Below are 15063 nucleotides of genomic sequence, written 5' to 3' on the forward strand. Positions count from 1 at the left end.
GATCCCCGATAGTTTCCGACTGGCCACCCGCGGCGCTTAAACGCTGGTCAGCGCCGCCGACAACTCCGGCTTCACGTTGAGCGTCTGGAAGACGACGCAATAGCGCTCGGTCAGCTTGAGCAGCGTGTCGAGCTTCTCCTGCGGCGCATCGGTCTCGACGTCGAAGGAGAGGCGGATCGCCTTGAAGCCGACGGCGGCATCCTTGGCGACGCCGAGCGTGCCGCGGAAATCGAGATCGCCCTCGGCACGGACGGTGCCCTTCTTCAGCTCGATCTCGAGCGCGGTCGCGACGGCCTTCAAGGTGACGCCGGCGCAGGCGACGAGGGCTTCCAGCAGCATGTCGCCGGAGCAGAGCTCGGCGCCGGAGCCTCCCGTCGCCGGGTGCAGGCCGGCGAGCGCGATCGCCCGGCCGGCCTCGACCTTGCAGGCGATGTGCTGGTCGTCGAGCTCGCCCCTGGCCTTCAGCGTGATCACCGCCGCATCGGGCGCCTCGCGGTACTTGTCCTTGAGCGGAGCCTGCAAAGCGCGCAGCGCGGTGACGTCCATGATCGTGATCCTCGGGTAGAAGAGAAGCTGGTGGCGGCCTGTCTAGCCGCTTCAGGCCGCAGCCTCTACATCCGGCACGACATGCCGGCTTTCCTTTTCGAGCGCCCGGCGCAACTCGCGGCGCAAAGCGACGAAGCCGACGGAGCGCTCATCGCGCGGGCGGCTCAGCAGATTATCGAGACTGAAGGCTATCGGCCCGGCCTCGTGCGGCAGGACGAGGATGCGGTCGGCCAGCCGCACGGCCTCCTCGACGGAGCCGGCCGCTATGACGACAGCGGGGCGCCCCTGCGTACAGAGCTCCGGCAGGAAGGCCGCCAGCCGCTCGCGCGCCTCGGCGTCGAGTGCCGCGAAGGGCTCGTCGATTAGCAGCAGCCGCGGCCTGACCAGCAGGAGGCGGGCGATCGCAAGCCGCAGCAGTTCCTCGGGCGAGAGCACTCCTGGCCGCTGCGCCGCCTGCACGGCGAGGCCGACGCGGACCAGCACATTGGCGATCAGGCCCTCGCGCTCGAACGGCGTCGCCTTCGGCAAAGCGAAGGCGAGGTTCTCTGTGAGGTTTAGCCAGGGGAAGAAGCGCGGCTTGGCGCAAAGCAGGCCGATCTCGGCCGTCGGAACCGACCCATCATCGGATACCAGATCTGCAAACCCACGCAGCGCCGCCGAGCGAACCTCGGCGGAGGCGCCGAGCAACGCGACAACCTCGCCAGCTGCCGGGCGGCAGAACGTTGTCGGGAGAACGGGAGAGGCTGTGAAGAGCGGCCGACATCAATAGCTCCTTCCAAAACAAGGCGGAGGGAGCGCCGACGGCATCAGGCCGTCCCGTCGTCCCGCGCTTTAGCTGCATTTGTTTCGCGCCCGCAAGCTGAGGCTCAAATCGGCGCGTGTCCTCTCATACGGTCCAGACGTCCGTTTTGTCAAACGGCCTACCACCACATCCCGGCGCTCTCGGCCGTCTTGTGCTGACGCGGCTCGCTGTCGGTGAGCGAGCGGTCGAGCGTGCGCAATGCCTCGCGCTTGATCGCCTCGAAGGCCGGCGAGAGCCGGTCGCGCGGGCGCGTCAGCGGATTGTCGAGTTCGTCGAAGATGCGGCCGGGCCGCGGCTGCATCACCACGATACGGTCGGCCAGCGTCACCGCCTCCTCGACATCATGGGTGACCATCACCACGGTCGGCCGGCTCTCCTCCCAGAGCGCGAGGAGATGGCCGTGCAGGCTTGCCCGCGTCGTCGCGTCGAGCGCCGAGAAGGGCTCGTCCATCAGCAGCAGCTTCGGCCGGGTGACCAAAGCGCGGGCGATGGCGACGCGCTGCTGCTGGCCGCCGGAGAGCTCGCGCGGCCAGCGCGCCTCATAGCCGGCGAGGCCGACGCGGGCGAGCGCACCGGTGACGAGGCGAGAACGCTCCGCCGCAGGCAGAAAGCTGAGGCCGAAGCCGGCGTTGTCGGCGACCGAGAGCCAGGGCAGCAGGCGCGGCTCCTGGAAGATGACGCCGACATCGGCGCGCGGCTCGGTGATGGCGGCGCCGCCCAGCAGGATGGCCCCCTCGCTCGGCCGGTCGAGCCCGGCGACGAGGCGCAAGAGCGTGGTCTTGCCACAGCCGGAACCGCCCACCAGCGCCAGGATCTCGCCGCCGGCAACGGAGATGTCGATGCCGGCGAGCGCGCGGGTGCCGTCGGCATAGGTCTTGGAAAGGTGGTCGAAGATGAGCATGACGCCCTCAGAGCCTGTCCCTGGCGGTGTCCTGCCAGGCAAGGAAGGGACGGGTGATGGCGAGCAGCAATCCGTCAGCGAGCTTGCCGAGCACGGCGAAGGCGATGATCGCGGCGATGATGGTGTCGGGCCGGCCGAGCTGCTGGCCGTCGACCAGGAGATAGCCGAGCCCCTCGCTGGCGCCCATGATCTCGGCGGCGACGACGAACATGAAGCCGAGCCCGAGCCCGCCGCGCAGCGCTGTGAACCAGTCGGGCAGGATCGCCGGCAGCAGGACGCGCCGGACCATGGCGAGGCGGCCCAGGCGAAAGACCCGGCCGACCTCGACGATCTTGCGATCGATCGAGAGGATCGCGGCGGCGACGCCGAGATAGACAGGGAAGAAGACGCCGACCGCGATCAGCGCCACCTTCGAGGCCTCGAAGATGCCGAACCAGAGGATGAAGAGCGGCACCCAGGCGATCGAGGGGATGGCGCGCAGGGCCTGCAAGGTCGGGTCGAGCAGGCCGCGCGCCAGCGGCAGCGCGCCGGTCAGGGCGCCGAGCGCGGTGCCGACGGCGGCGCCGATGCCGAAGCCAGCGGCGACGCGCCAGAGCGTCGCCAGTGCATGAGTCCAGAGCTCGCCGCTGACGGCGAGCTGCCAGAGCGTTTTGCCGACCACGCTGGGCGGCGGCATCAGCCGGCCATTGGCGAGGCCGGCCCGGACGAGGATTTCCCAGATGATCGCGAGAACGACCGGCAGCAGGAAGCCGGCGAGCCGCAAGCCGATGCGGGAAGCCGGCCGCGTAGGCGGCACGGCCGGCTTCCCGTCGATGGCGTCTGCGATCTCGATCGAACTCATCGCGACGGGATCATGCCCGCTCAGTTGGTCGCGGCAAAGCGCTTGTCGATCAGCGCGTCGACCGTCGCCTTGACGTCGGCGTTTGCCGGCAGGACGCCAGCCTGCTGCAAGGCCAGGCCTGCGGCGAGGATCGTCCGCGCCTGATCCGGACCGATCGTGCTGTGGGTCAGCTCGGTCCGGGTCAGCTGGCGCTCGATCACCGCGTCGGAGAGCTTGGTCGCCTCGACCAGCGCCTTCCTGACCTCGGCCGGATTGGCGAGCGCGATGGCGCGCGCCTCCTCATAGGCTTTCAGCACCTTGCGGACGAGGTCCGGGTTCTTCTCGGCAAACTCCTCGCGGACATTGAGGACGCCCCAGGTGTTGTCGGCGGCCTTGCGGTGGAAGAGCTTGGCACCGGCCTCGACCTCGGCGGCGGCCATCATCGGGTCGAGCCCGGCCCAGGCCTCGACATCGCCGCGCTCGAGCGCGAGCCGGCCGTCGGCGTGCTGCAGCAGCACGAGCTTGACGTCCTTCTCGGTCAGGCCGGCCTCGGCCAGCGAGCGGACCAGGAAGATGTGCGGATCGGTGCCGCGGGTGACGGCGACGCGCTTGCCCTTGAGATCGGCAACCTTGGTGATCTCGGTCTTGGCACCGGTGACCAATGCGGTCCACTCGGGCCTGGAATAGACATAGATCGACTTGATCGGGTTGCCGTTGATCCTGGCGATCAGCGCGGCGGCGCCGGCGGTCGAGCCGAAATCGAGCGAGCCGGCATTGAGGAATTCGAGCGCCTTGTTCGAACCTGCGGAGAGCACCCAGCGCACCTTGATGCCATCGGCCTCGAGCGCCTTTTCGAGGATACCGCGGTCCTTCAGCACCAGGCTGACGGGATTGTAGGTCGCGTAATCGACGCGGATTTCCTTGGGCGCCTGCGCCATGGCGCTGCCGAAAGCGAGCGAGGCTGCGGCGAGACCGGCGAGCACGGCGCGGCGGGTCGAAGACGAGATGATCGGCATGGCGTTCCCTTCGAAGACTTCACGCGAAGGGATTCGAAGGCAACCAGCCCCCAGCGCCCCCGCTTTAGCTGCACTTGTTTCGCGCCCGCAAGCTGCTGGCTCAAATCGGCGCGTGTCCGATTGATAGGTTCGATCGTTCTCTTTGTCAAACAAAACGCCAGCCAATGTGAGATCGGTATTTTCACATCCATACCATGTTGAATTAGCGCTCCGCGCCTCGCCGCAATCGTGCTAGGAGTCGCTGGCCGCCGCTTCCGCCGAAAGCCCCGAAGAGCCTCGTTCAGTGCCGCCCTCTCACGACAAGCCAGCGCCCCGCCTCGCCGAGTTCATCGACAATCCCGTGGCCGCGGTCGGCAGGTTGGCGCGGCCCTTCGACAAGGGGGATCGCGACGGCCTGCGAAGCGCCCTGGTCAGCGCCCTGCGCGACAACCTCGAAGAAGGGCGCCAGTCGGCACGGGAGATCCTGGCCCGCACCCGCAACGGCCTCACCTGCGCCAAGCGGCTCTCCGGCGCGATGGACAGCGTCGTCGAGAGCCTGCACGCGGCGGCGACGCGGCATTTCTATCCGGTCGACAACCCCTCTGCCGGCGAGCGCATCGCCGTGGTGGCGGTCGGCGGCTATGGCCGCGGCACGCTGGCACCGGGTTCGGATGTCGACCTGCTCTTCCTCTTCCCCGACAAGCAGACCGCCTGGGGCGAGAGCGTGGTCGAGGCCATGCTCTACCCGCTCTGGGACCTGAAGCTGAAGGTCGGCCATTCCGTGCGCTCGGTCGACGATTGCATCCGCGAGGGTCGGGCCGACATGACGATCCGCACCGCGCTGCTGGAGGCGCGGCTGATCTGCGGCGATGCGGCGCTGTTCGCCGACCTCGTCCGGCGCTACGGCGCCGAGATCGCCGAGGGCACCGCCCCCGCCTTCACCGAGGCCAAGCTCGCCGAACGCGAGACCCGCGTCGCCCGCGCCGGCTCGTCGCGTTATCTGGTCGAGCCCAATGTCAAGGACGGCAAGGGCGGCCTGCGCGACCTCAACACGCTGTTCTGGATCGCCAAATACTCCTACCGGGTCGACGATTCCGCCGAGCTGGTCGAGGCCGGGCTGTTCGACGCCCGCGAGTTCGCGATGTTCCAGCGCTCGGAGGAGTTCCTCTGGCGGGTACGCTGCTGGATGCATTTCATCACCGGCCGGGCCGAGGAGCGGCTCTCCTTCGACCTGCAGCGCCAGGTTGCGGCCGCGATCGGCTATGCCGGCCGCAGCGGCCAGGCTCCGGTCGAACGCTTCATGAAGGCCTACTTCCTCGTCGCAAAGGATGTCGGCGACCTCACCGCCATCGTCTGCGCCGCGCTGGAAGCGCGCCAGCAGAAGCCGCGCGCCAGCCTGACCAGCCTGATCGGCACCTTCACCAAGCGCCGGCGCGTGCGCGCGCTCGGCCATCCCGATTTCACCCTGCAGGGCCAACGCCTCGCCGTGATCGACGACGACGCCTTCAAGCGCGATCCGGTCAACCTGCTGCGGCTCTACGAGATCGCCAGCCGCGACGACCTCGCCATCCATCCCGACACCAGCCGGCTGGTGACGCAGTCGCTCCGGCTGGTCACGCCGCAGTTGCGACAGGACCGCGAGGCCAACCGCATCTTCCTGGAGGTCCTGACCGCGCGCCGCTCGCCGGAAGCGGTGCTGCGGCGGATGAACGAATCCGGCCTGCTCGGCCGCTTCGTCCCGGATTTCGGCCGCGTCGTCGCGATGATGCAGTTCAACATGTATCATCACTACACGGTCGACGAGCACCTGCTCCGCTCGATCGGCATCCTCGCCGAGGTCGACGCTGGTGCACTCGAAGCCGAGCATCCCCTTGCGAACTCGATCTTCGCGACGATCACCAACCGGCGCGCGCTCTATGTCGCGCTCTTCCTGCACGATATCGCCAAGGGCCGGCCGGAGGACCATTCAGTCGAGGGTGCCCGCATTGCCCGCAAGCTCTGCCCGCGGCTCGGCCTCACCGAGGCGCAGACCGAGACGGTTGTCTGGCTGATCGAGAACCACCTGGTGATGTCGACGATCGCCCAGAGCCGCGATCTCGGCGACCCCAAGACGATCGAGAGCTTCGCGGGAATCGTACAGACGCTGGAGCGGCTGAAGCTGCTGCTGGTTTTGACCGTCGCCGATATCAAGGCGGTCGGCCCTGGCGTCTGGAACGGCTGGAAGGGGCAATTGCTGCGCACGCTCTACTACGAGACCGAGATCGTGCTCGCCGGGGGCCATTCCGGCATCGAGCGCAAGGCCAGGGTCGAGCGCAAGCAGGAGGCGTTGGAAGCGCGCCTGTCCGACTGGACGGCGGAGGAGCGGGCCGCCTATCTCGCCCGGCATTACCCGGCCTATTGGCTCAAGGTCGAACCCGAGCGGCAGGAGCAGCACGCCCGCTTCCTGCGCGAGGCGGAAATCGCCGGCCGCACCACCTCGACAAAGGTCGAGACCGACCAGTTCCGCGGCGTGACCGAGCTCACCGTGCTGGCGCCGGACCATCCGCGCCTGCTCGCCATCGTCACCGGCGCCTGCGCGGCGGCCGGCGGCAACATCGTCGATGCGCAGATCTTCACCACCACGGACGGCTTGGTGCTCGACACGATCTTCGTCTCGCGCGCCTTCGAGCGCGACGACGACGAATTGCGCCGCGCCGAGCGGATTGCGGCGGCGATCGAGCGCGCGCTCAAGGGCGAGATCAAGATCGCCGACCTCGTCGCCCAGCGCCGCGCGCCGCCACCGCGTGGCGGGACCTTCCAGGTCGCGCCCGAGGTGATCATCGATAATGTCCTGTCGTCGCGCTACACAGTACTGGAGGTCTCGGGCCTCGACCGGCCCGGCCTGCTCTACGATCTCACCACCGCGATCGGGAAGCTCAACCTCAACATCGCCTCGGCCCATATCGCGACCTTCGGCGAGAAAGCGGTCGACGTCTTCTACGTCACCGACCTGACCGGGGCGAAGATCACCTCGACCGGCCGGCAGTTGCTGATCCGCCAGGCGCTGCTCGCCGTGTTCAGCCAGGAGCTCGACAAACCAGCCGCAGGCAAGGCCAAGGCCATGGCCCGCGCTTGATTTCGCCCCGCCGAAGCCCGATATCGGCGACGAAGCCGGTGTGCCTCGAGGTTACGCCGCAATGATCCATGACGATCAACGATTGGGATGATGGAATGACGCAGAACCCTGCGAAGGACGATCCGAAGCCGGAAACCGAGAGCCAGGAAACGGCACAGGCCGAGGCGGTCGAGACGCAGACGCCCGATCCGCTCGCCACGGCCGAGGCCGAGCGCGACGACTTCAAGGACAAGCTGCTGCGCACCCTCGCCGAGATGGAGAACCTGCGCCGGCGCACCGAGCGCGAGATCGCCGACGCCAAAGCCTATGCGGTGACCAGCTTCGCCCGCGACCTGCTCGGCTCGGCCGATAATCTGCGCCGCGCGCTCGAAAGCTTGCCGGAGGCGGCCCGCGCCACCGCCGATACTGCGCTGAACGCCTTGGTCGAAGGCGTCGAACTGACCGAGCGCGAGCTCCTGAAGACGCTCGAGCGCCACGGCGTGCGCAAGATCGATCCGCAGGGCGAGAAGTTCGATCCGAACCTGCACCAGGCCATGTTCGAGGCGCCCGATGCCGGCATCGCCAAGGGCCTCGTCTCGAAGGTGGTGCAGACCGGCTACAAGATCGGCGAGCGGGTGCTGCGTCCGGCGCTGGTCGGCGTCTCGGCCGGCGCGCCCAAGCCCGCCGCCAACGGTTCGGACAGCCCGGCCGCCGATGCCGGCGACAAGCCTGTGAACTGACAGGTGCTCGAAGCTGCGGGCGTCGTCGTCTTCGCCCTGACCGGGGCGCTCGTCGCCGCCCGCAAGCGGATGGACCCGTTCGGCTTCATCCTGCTCGCCACCGTCACCGGCGTTGGCGGCGGCACCTTGCGCGACCTCCTGCTCGACCGGCGCGTCTTCTGGATCGAGGCGCCATCCGACGTGATGCTGTGCACGGCCGTCGCCCTTGCGGCCTGGGCGATCGCCTATGCCAAGCCCGGCATGCTCGACGGCTGGGGCGCCAAGCGCCTGTTGATCTGGGCCGACGCGGCCGGGCTCGCGCTCTTTGCCGTGGTCGGCGCGCAGAAGGGGCTCGCATCAGGCGTTCCGATCGCCTCGGCTATCGCCTTCGGCGCCATGACCGCGACCTTCGGCGGCATCATTCGCGATATCCTCGCCGGCGACCGGCCGATGGTGCTGTGGAGCCGCGATTTTTACGTCACCGCCGCGGCAGCCGGCGCCGGCGCGACAGTCGGCCTCGCACAAATGGGGCTGGACGCAAGGCTCGTCATGCTGGGCGGGCTCGCCGCAGGCTTTGGCCTGCGCGCCGGCTCGCTCCTGTTCGGCTGGTCGTTTCCAAAGCTGCCGGGCGACGATACCCCAAAGCAGTCAAGCTGACGGCCTAGATCATCGCGCGTCCGAACGGACGCGGTTACTATGATCTATCATATTGTCATCGCATCGGATTCTTCCGAAAAGTGGATTCCACTTTTCGGTCCGATGCTATGGTCACTCGCCGCAGCGTCAGGTTGATCCGTCCCGCCTGCGGCAGCAGGCTCGACGATCCCGCAAGGATGCGGTCGATGCCGTGAAAAGCGAGCCGCGCCTCGCCGCCGAAGGCGAGCGCATCGCCCGAAGCCAGCTTCAGCGAGACCGTCTTGCCGCCGCGGCTGGTGCCGCCAATGCGGAAGACAGCGGTGTCGCCGAGCGAGAGCGACAGCACCGGCGCGTCGAAATCCTGCTCGTCGCGGTCCTGATGCAGGCCCATCTTCGCGGTCGGCTCGTAGAAATTGACGAGGCAGGCCTCGGGCGGGTGCGGATAGCCTGCGAGTTCCTGCCAGGCGCGCAGCAGCCGGGCCGGGATCGGCGGCCAGGGTTGCGCAGTTTCAGGATGAAGCGGCTGGTAGCGGTAGCCGCGCTCGTCCGAGACCCAGCCGAGCGGCCCGCAATTGGTCATTTTGACCGAGAACGGTTTTCCGGTCTTCGGCATGCGCGGCACATAAAACGGCGCCTGCCGCGCCGCCTCGCGCAGTTCCGCGACGAGGGCCGCCTGCTCGGCCGGATCGAGATAGCCCGGCCAATGCGTCACGCCCGGCGCGACGGCGAGCGCAGCCATTGCGGCGCTCAGAGCTTGTCGAGGCCGAGCACGTCGGCCATCGAATAGAGGCCGGGCTTGCGGCCGCGGCCCCAGAGCGCCGCCTTGACCGCGCCTTGCGCGAACAGGCTGCGATCCTCGGCGACATGGGCGAGTTCGAGCCGCTCGCCGGCGCCGGCGAAGATCACCTTATGATCGCCGACGACGGTACCGCCGCGCAAAGCGGCAAAGCCGATCGTGCCGGGCTGGCGGGCGCCGACCTGGCCATCGCGCACCGCGACGCGAGTCTCGGCGAGATCAACGCTACGACCTTCGGCGGCCGCCTCACCGAGCAGCACGGCGGTGCCCGAGGGCGCATCGACCTTCATGCGGTGGTGCATCTCGACGATCTCGATGTCCCAATCGGTGCCGAGCGTCGCCGCGACCTTGCGCACCAGCGCCGCCAGCAAGTTGACGCCGAGACTCATATTGCCGGAGCGGATGATCGCGGCATGGCGCGCCGCCGCCTCGAGCTTGGCCAGATGCTGCGGCTCCATGCCGGTGGTGCCGGCGACATGGACGATGCGGGCCTGGGCGGCGAGGCCGGCAAAGGCCACCGTCGCGTCGGGGGTGGTGAAATCGAGCACGCCCTCGGCCTCGACGAAGGCGGCGAGCGCGTCGTCGCTGACCGTGACGCCACTGGCGGGCAGGCCGGCGAGCACCGCGGCGTCCTGGCCAAGTGCCGGCGAGCCCGGCCGCTCGATCGCGGCGGAAAGCACGCAACCTTGCGTGTCATGGATCGCTTTGACCAGCGTGCGGCCCATCCGGCCGGCGGCGCCGACGACGACGAGACGCATGTCGCTCATGATGAAACGCTCCAGCCAGTATCCAGACCGGCGCAGGCCGGGCAGCGCATGCCTATAAGCTGCTTCTCTGCGGGCCGAAACGAAAAACGGCCGGGCAAAGCCCGGCCGTACAGATTTCGGGTGTGGTCGCCGGCCTATTCGACCGGCTGGATCCCCGTGACTTTCCACTCGCCGCCGCGCGAGCGCACGAAGGTCCAGTGCTCGATCACCTCGCGCGGGATGGTGGCATGGCCCTCGACGACCTTGCCGCCATTGCGCTCGACCATCGCGGTGAGCAGGCTGAAGCGCATCGCGACGGTGGCGTAGTCGTAGCCATCCTCGCGCCAGGATTCGGCGAGGTCGCCCTGCAGCAGCTTGACCTCGGCGGCGCGCTCGATCAGGCCCTTGCGAGCGTTCTCGGCGAACTCCTCCTCCAGCGCACCGGAAATCTCCGGCGTCGCGATCTGACGCAGGCGGGCGACATTCTCATCGGAGATGGACGTCTGCACCTCGGTGAGCAGGCGCTCGAAGTTGCCGTAATCGGCACCGACCAGCTCGAACTCGACCGGCTTGGCCGCTGCTGCCGCGGCAGCGCCGCCACCGAGACCGCCGGCCATGGCCGGAGCAGCCTGCGGCTGGTAGGCCTGACGGTCGAGCGGCGCGCCGGCGCCGGCGAGCTGCGGCTCGCTGCGACGACGGAACAGGCGCAGGGCCAGCCAGATCAGACCGCCGATCAGCGCGGCCTGGAAGAGCAGGCCAAGCAGGCCGGCAAGGCCGCCGAAGCCGGCGCCCGAGAGCAGGCCGAACAGGCCGGCCCCGAGCAGACCACCGGCGACGCCCATCATCAGGCTGCGCGCCATGGACGGGCGGGCGGCCTGCGCGGCAGCGCCTGCCGCACCAGCAGCCGGAGCGGCGGCCGTCGGGCCGGGCGCCTGCGTCGGGCTACGCTGGAACGAGGAGCCGGGCGCGGTCGGCGTTGGCGCGACCTGCGACTGGGTGCGCGAACCGCGGCCGCCGACGCTGCGGCCGCCCGGGGCGGCCTCGGCGATGATCGGCACCAGCAGAAGTGCGCCGGCGATGAGAGCGACGGCACGGCCACGACGGGCGAGCGAAATCAGAGACATGGTTCCTCCCGGAGCCTGGATGGCTCACTGGACCCAGAATATGGTCGGGTCGTACGACTTTCGCAAGGTGAGCCTGCGCGATCGGCGCTGCTGAGCCGACTATCCCACCATTGGGGGTTCGATGCTGCCATGCTATGGTTTCCGTCACGTTAGCCTTTAGGCAAACGACGGGAGCGAGCCATGATCCGATCCCCTCGGAGGCTACCCTGCTCAGGCGCAGTCGCGCTGTCCTTCTGGGCGCTCTTTGCGACAATCGCGCTACTGTTCCAAACCCCTGCCCTTGCGCAAGAGCAGCGCGCGGCAGCCCTCGACAGACCGCGCCTGGCGCAGGCTCCTGAGCCCTATTGCTTCTGCTGGAGTGACGGCAAGAAGATCGCGGAAGGCAGCATGGCCTGCATCCGTACCACCATGGGCCGACGCCTCGCCACCTGCGGCCGCGTGATCAATATGATGTCCTGGGAAGTGACCCAGAATCCCTGCCCGGAGAGTTGAGCGGGCACCTTGCTGGATTCAAAGGAAAAGCGCCGCAGGGCCTCTCCCGCGACGCTTCCCAATTGGCTTGTGGTCTTTGGACTTGAGACTGACTTCCCCGTCAGAACGCTCCGATCACGATCGCCAGAACCAGCGCAAATGCCGCACCCATGGCCAACCGGTCGAGACTTAGCGCGAGGTTCATGTGAACCCTCCTTTGTCATTGACCTGACATGGAAGCTAGCAGAAACGGCGGCCGCTGCAAGTGCCTGCGACGCCGCAGCGAGCGTCGCAGCAGAGAAACGTTCTTAATCAGCGGTTAAAGCATTGAACTGCTTTGTGGATAGTTCCGCATAAGACCTTCTCAGCAGAGGTTTTTAGTATTCCAAAGAGCAGTATAGATCCCTACCGTCACAATCGAGCCTGAGTTGTTGCAGCGCAATATTGTCCCAGGCGGGACCAGCGCCCAGCTTTCGCCGAGATTTCGTCATCCCGGCATCAGGATCTGGCGCTCGAGCGCACGCGCCACGGCAATGACCCGCGCATCGTCACCGAAGCGTCCGACGAGCTGGAACGAGACCGGCAGACCACGCGGGCCACGCATCAGCGGCACGGTCAGGCAGGGTGTGCCGAGCAGCGTCCAGAGCCGGTTGAACTTGGAATCGCCGGTCGAAGCGAGGGTCTCCGGCGCTTCGCCCGGCGCGGCATAGGTCAGGACGAGATCAGCTTCGCCGAACCAGCGCTCGGCTGCCTGGCGCCCGCGCCGGGACGCGGCGCGCGCCGCGTCGTAGTCCTGCGGTGTGGTGGTGCGAACCTCGTCGAGATAGGCGCGCAGCTTCGGCGGCAGTTCGTCACGATGATTGGCGTATTCCCAGGCGAGCGCCTGCGTCGCTTCCCAATTCTGCAACGGACCATGGGCGTGGAAGGTCTCGGCGAGTTCGGCCGGCGTCGCCAGCTCGAGGACCTGCGCGCCGCCTTGCCGGGCAAGTTCGGAGATGCGCTGCAGCGCGCCCTCGCAAGCCGGCTCCGGCTTGTCGGCGAACTCCTGCCGGCAAAGGCCGAGCTTCAATCCATCCAGCGCCGCCTCGGGAGCGTCAAGATCGGCGCGGCCGGTCAGCGCCGCCAAAGCGAAGCCGAGATCGCCGGCGCTGGCTGCCATCAGGCCGAGCGTATCGAGCGACCAGGAAAAGGGCTTCACCCCGACAGTAGGCAGAAGTCCGTAGGACGGTTTGATCGCGGCGACGCCGCAATAGGCGGCGGGGCGGATCACTGAGCCGCCGGTCTGCGTGCCGATGGCGAGCGGGACGAGGCTGGCGGCGACAGCGGCCGCCGAACCGGCCGAGGATCCGCCCGGGCTGGCAGAGCGGTCATGCGGGTTTCGCGTCGGGGCCGGGTCGAGAAAGGCGAAGGCGGTAGTCTGGGTCTTGCCGGCGACGGTCGCGCCGGTCGCCTTCAGCGCCATCACGATCGGGGCATCGGCCTTGGGCTGATGGCCGTCATAGATCGACGAGCCCATGCCGGTCGGCAGATCGGCGGTGTCGATGATGTCCTTGACCCCGACTGCGATGCCGGCCAGCGGCCCCTCGCCTGGCGAAAGCGTCTCGGGCCGAGCCGCAAAAGCTCTGAGATCGCCATCCCGCTCCTCGATTCGCCGCTCGCTATCGGCAAGGGCAGCCTGAGCCGACATCTCGCCATTGGCGACGCGGCGAGCGATATCGCGAACCGAAAGCATGAACCTGTCCCTGGAATCCGCAGCCGAACGGCCGATGCGACCATGCTGGCACAAGCCCGGCGCTCGAAGGAAGCCGTGAGAGCGCCCTTGCAGACGGGGCATGCACCCCGCGCGGCGCGGCGCTCAATAGGTCGCGCGACCACCCGAAAGATCGAAAATCCCGCCGGTCGAGAAGGAGCAGTCGTCAGAGGACAGCCAGAGCACCATGCGCGCCACCTCCGGCACCTCGACGAAACGCCCCATCGGGATGCGCGACATGATGTCGGCGCGCCGCTCCGCCGAAATCTCCCTGGCCATGGCGGTCTCGGCAGCGGCCGGCGTCACCGCGGTGACGATGATGCCCTCCTTCGCGGTCTCCTTGGCGACGCTCTTGGTCAGTGCGATCAGCCCTGCCTTCGAGGCGGAATAGGCCGCAGCCTGCGCCATGCCTTCCTTGCCCTGGATCGAGGCGATGTTGACGACATGGCCGCGCAAGGGATGTCCGTCCGGCGAGCGTCGCGGTTCCTGGCGCAGCATCCGGCCGACGACGGCGCGGGTGACCAGATAGGCCCCGAACAGGTTGACCTGCAGCACGCGCTGGAAGTTCTCCGGTGTCGTCTCCCAGATCGGCTTCACTTCGCCGAGCACGCCGGCGTTGTTGATCAGGATGTCGATGCGGCCATGGGCGGCAACCGCAGCATCGGCCGCCGCCTCGACCGCGTTGACATCGCGAATATCGAGCTGGCGCTGGCTGGCTCGGCGCCCCAGTTCGGGCGCGACTTGCGCCAGCGCGACGGCATCCTGATCCCAGAGCTCGACACTTGCGCCGGCTTCGATCAGCGCATTGGTGATGCCGCGGCCGAGCCCGCCAGCACCGCCGGTGACAATCGCATGCCGGCCGGAGAGATCATGACGCGCACTCATCAGCCGGCTGTCCAGGAGGTCTTGGTCCGGGTGACCTGGTGACGGTAGAGGCCAAGAGAGAACGGGCCCTGGCCGCCGAGGACTTCGAATTCCTCGGCGGCAAGCTGATCGCGCGCCAGCGCGACGAATTCGGCCTCGTCGCCCCAGCCCTCGACCAACAGCACCCAGCGCGGCACGGCGTTGGCGATGCCGCGCACCTTCTGCTCGGCCGTGGCGACGCCGCTCGCCTCGGCATCCGCCGCCAGCACGTGAACGCCGGCGACGCCGCGGGTGGCGAGCAGGTCCGGCACCAGCCCGCGCAGCAGCGCCGCCTTATGGGCTGAGGCGATGTTATCAGGCACATCGTAGCGCAAGGTCGCGATCAGCCCGCCCTGGGCCGGCCCGGTGGTGTGGGAGACACGGCAGATCGCACGCGCCACCGAGCGGAAGTGCTTCACCGCCGACATCGTCCAGGGCGTCGGCGCGTTGACCCTGGCCGTATAGTCCTGCCCCTTCAGCACTTCGAGGCTCTGCGCCTCATAGAGGTTGAAGAATTCGAGGTCGGCGTCGATCGCGACATAGCGGCGCCCGCGCAGGAAGCCGGGAATGCCGACCCGTTCCGGCATGTGCTCCTCGCCATGCCAGGCATAGAACTCCGCCCTGCCCTCCGGCGCGATGTCATGCCAGATCGCGATCGCTCCCTCACCTGCCAGGCTCATCGTTCCTCCATGGGCTCACCCTGCGAGGCGCGTTGACTTGGCCTCACCCCGTCTCTATACGAAAATGAAATCCAAATTGG

General features: G+C 68.1%; 15 protein-coding genes. 4 read left to right on the top strand and 11 right to left on the bottom strand.

Annotation, left to right across the window (positions count from 1 at the left end):
- Window positions 1–36 precede the first annotated feature (36 nt).
- The 5 genes from B6S44_RS07260 to B6S44_RS07280 all read right to left on the bottom strand — a co-directional run bounded on the left by B6S44_RS07260 (window position 37) and on the right by B6S44_RS07280 (window position 4085).
- Window positions 37–546 carry an OsmC family protein gene (locus B6S44_RS07260; RefSeq protein ID WP_129156097.1) on the bottom strand — a complete coding sequence of 170 codons (510 nt, stop codon included), beginning with the start codon at window positions 544–546 and terminating at the stop codon, window positions 37–39.
- Window positions 547–597: 51 nt separating this feature from the next.
- On the bottom strand, window positions 598–1233 hold the full coding sequence (locus tag B6S44_RS07265; protein WP_129156098.1) for an ATP-binding cassette domain-containing protein: 636 nt from the start codon (window positions 1231–1233) through the stop codon (window positions 598–600).
- A 233-nt stretch (window positions 1234–1466) separates the two neighbouring features.
- On the bottom strand, window positions 1467–2249 hold the full coding sequence (locus B6S44_RS07270) for an ABC transporter ATP-binding protein (protein WP_129156099.1): 783 nt from the start codon (window positions 2247–2249) through the stop codon (window positions 1467–1469).
- Window positions 2250–2256: 7 nt separating this feature from the next.
- Window positions 2257–3090 carry an ABC transporter permease gene (locus tag B6S44_RS07275; RefSeq protein WP_129156100.1) on the bottom strand — a complete coding sequence of 278 codons (834 nt, stop codon included), beginning with the start codon at window positions 3088–3090 and terminating at the stop codon, window positions 2257–2259.
- 20 nt (window positions 3091–3110) lie between these two features.
- Window positions 3111–4085 (bottom strand): aliphatic sulfonate ABC transporter substrate-binding protein, encoded by a 975-nt coding sequence (locus tag B6S44_RS07280; RefSeq protein ID WP_129156101.1) that lies wholly within the window; start codon window positions 4083–4085, stop codon window positions 3111–3113.
- A gap of 328 nt (window positions 4086–4413) precedes the next feature.
- On the opposite strand from B6S44_RS07280, the gene B6S44_RS07285 reads away from it, so the two are divergent.
- The 3 genes from B6S44_RS07285 to B6S44_RS07295 all read left to right on the top strand — a co-directional run bounded on the left by B6S44_RS07285 (window position 4414) and on the right by B6S44_RS07295 (window position 8534).
- Window positions 4414–7179, top strand: a complete 2766-nt coding sequence (locus tag B6S44_RS07285; protein ID WP_129156593.1) for a [protein-PII] uridylyltransferase — start codon at window positions 4414–4416, stop codon at window positions 7177–7179.
- Window positions 7180–7274: 95 nt separating this feature from the next.
- Entirely contained in the window at window positions 7275–7898 is a 624-nt protein-coding gene (grpE, locus tag B6S44_RS07290; RefSeq protein ID WP_129156102.1) for a nucleotide exchange factor GrpE, read from the top strand.
- A gap of 3 nt (window positions 7899–7901) precedes the next feature.
- Window positions 7902–8534 carry a trimeric intracellular cation channel family protein gene (locus B6S44_RS07295; RefSeq protein ID WP_126113794.1) on the top strand — a complete coding sequence of 211 codons (633 nt, stop codon included), beginning with the start codon at window positions 7902–7904 and terminating at the stop codon, window positions 8532–8534.
- A 55-nt stretch (window positions 8535–8589) separates the two neighbouring features.
- Here the strand turns inward: B6S44_RS07295 and B6S44_RS07300 are convergent, their stop codons facing one another.
- From B6S44_RS07300 to B6S44_RS07310, 3 genes are all read right to left on the bottom strand, one after another.
- A complete protein-coding gene (locus B6S44_RS07300; RefSeq protein WP_129156103.1) occupies window positions 8590–9252 on the bottom strand; it encodes an alpha-ketoglutarate-dependent dioxygenase AlkB family protein in 663 nt (220 codons plus the stop codon).
- Between the two features lie 8 nt (window positions 9253–9260).
- Complete coding sequence (gene dapB, locus B6S44_RS07305; protein WP_129156594.1) at window positions 9261–10067, bottom strand: 4-hydroxy-tetrahydrodipicolinate reductase; 807 nt, start codon at window positions 10065–10067, stop codon at window positions 9261–9263.
- A gap of 143 nt (window positions 10068–10210) precedes the next feature.
- Window positions 10211–11179, bottom strand: a complete 969-nt coding sequence (locus B6S44_RS07310) for a TIM44-like domain-containing protein (protein WP_129156104.1) — start codon at window positions 11177–11179, stop codon at window positions 10211–10213.
- 180 nt (window positions 11180–11359) lie between these two features.
- On the opposite strand from B6S44_RS07310, the gene B6S44_RS07315 reads away from it, so the two are divergent.
- Window positions 11360–11671, top strand: a complete 312-nt coding sequence (locus B6S44_RS07315) for a hypothetical protein (protein ID WP_129156106.1) — start codon at window positions 11360–11362, stop codon at window positions 11669–11671.
- A 466-nt stretch (window positions 11672–12137) separates the two neighbouring features.
- On the opposite strand, the gene B6S44_RS07320 is transcribed toward B6S44_RS07315, so the two are convergent.
- The 3 genes from B6S44_RS07320 to B6S44_RS07330 form a co-directional block, all read right to left on the bottom strand.
- The gene (locus B6S44_RS07320) at window positions 12138–13382 is read right to left on the bottom strand and encodes an amidase (protein ID WP_129156108.1); all 1245 of its coding nucleotides are present in this window, start codon (window positions 13380–13382) and stop codon (window positions 12138–12140) included.
- A gap of 123 nt (window positions 13383–13505) precedes the next feature.
- Window positions 13506–14285, bottom strand: coding sequence for an SDR family NAD(P)-dependent oxidoreductase (locus B6S44_RS07325; RefSeq protein WP_129156110.1), 780 nt, complete (start codon window positions 14283–14285; stop codon window positions 13506–13508).
- Window positions 14285–14983 carry a hypothetical protein gene (locus tag B6S44_RS07330; protein ID WP_129156112.1) on the bottom strand — a complete coding sequence of 233 codons (699 nt, stop codon included), beginning with the start codon at window positions 14981–14983 and terminating at the stop codon, window positions 14285–14287. The genes B6S44_RS07325 and B6S44_RS07330 overlap by 1 nt, the downstream gene beginning before the upstream one ends.
- Window positions 14984–15063: the final 80 nt, after the last annotated feature.

Source organism: Allobosea sp. Tri-44 (assembly GCF_004123845.1).
In the GTDB taxonomy this organism is placed as follows: domain Bacteria; phylum Pseudomonadota; class Alphaproteobacteria; order Rhizobiales; family Beijerinckiaceae; genus Allobosea.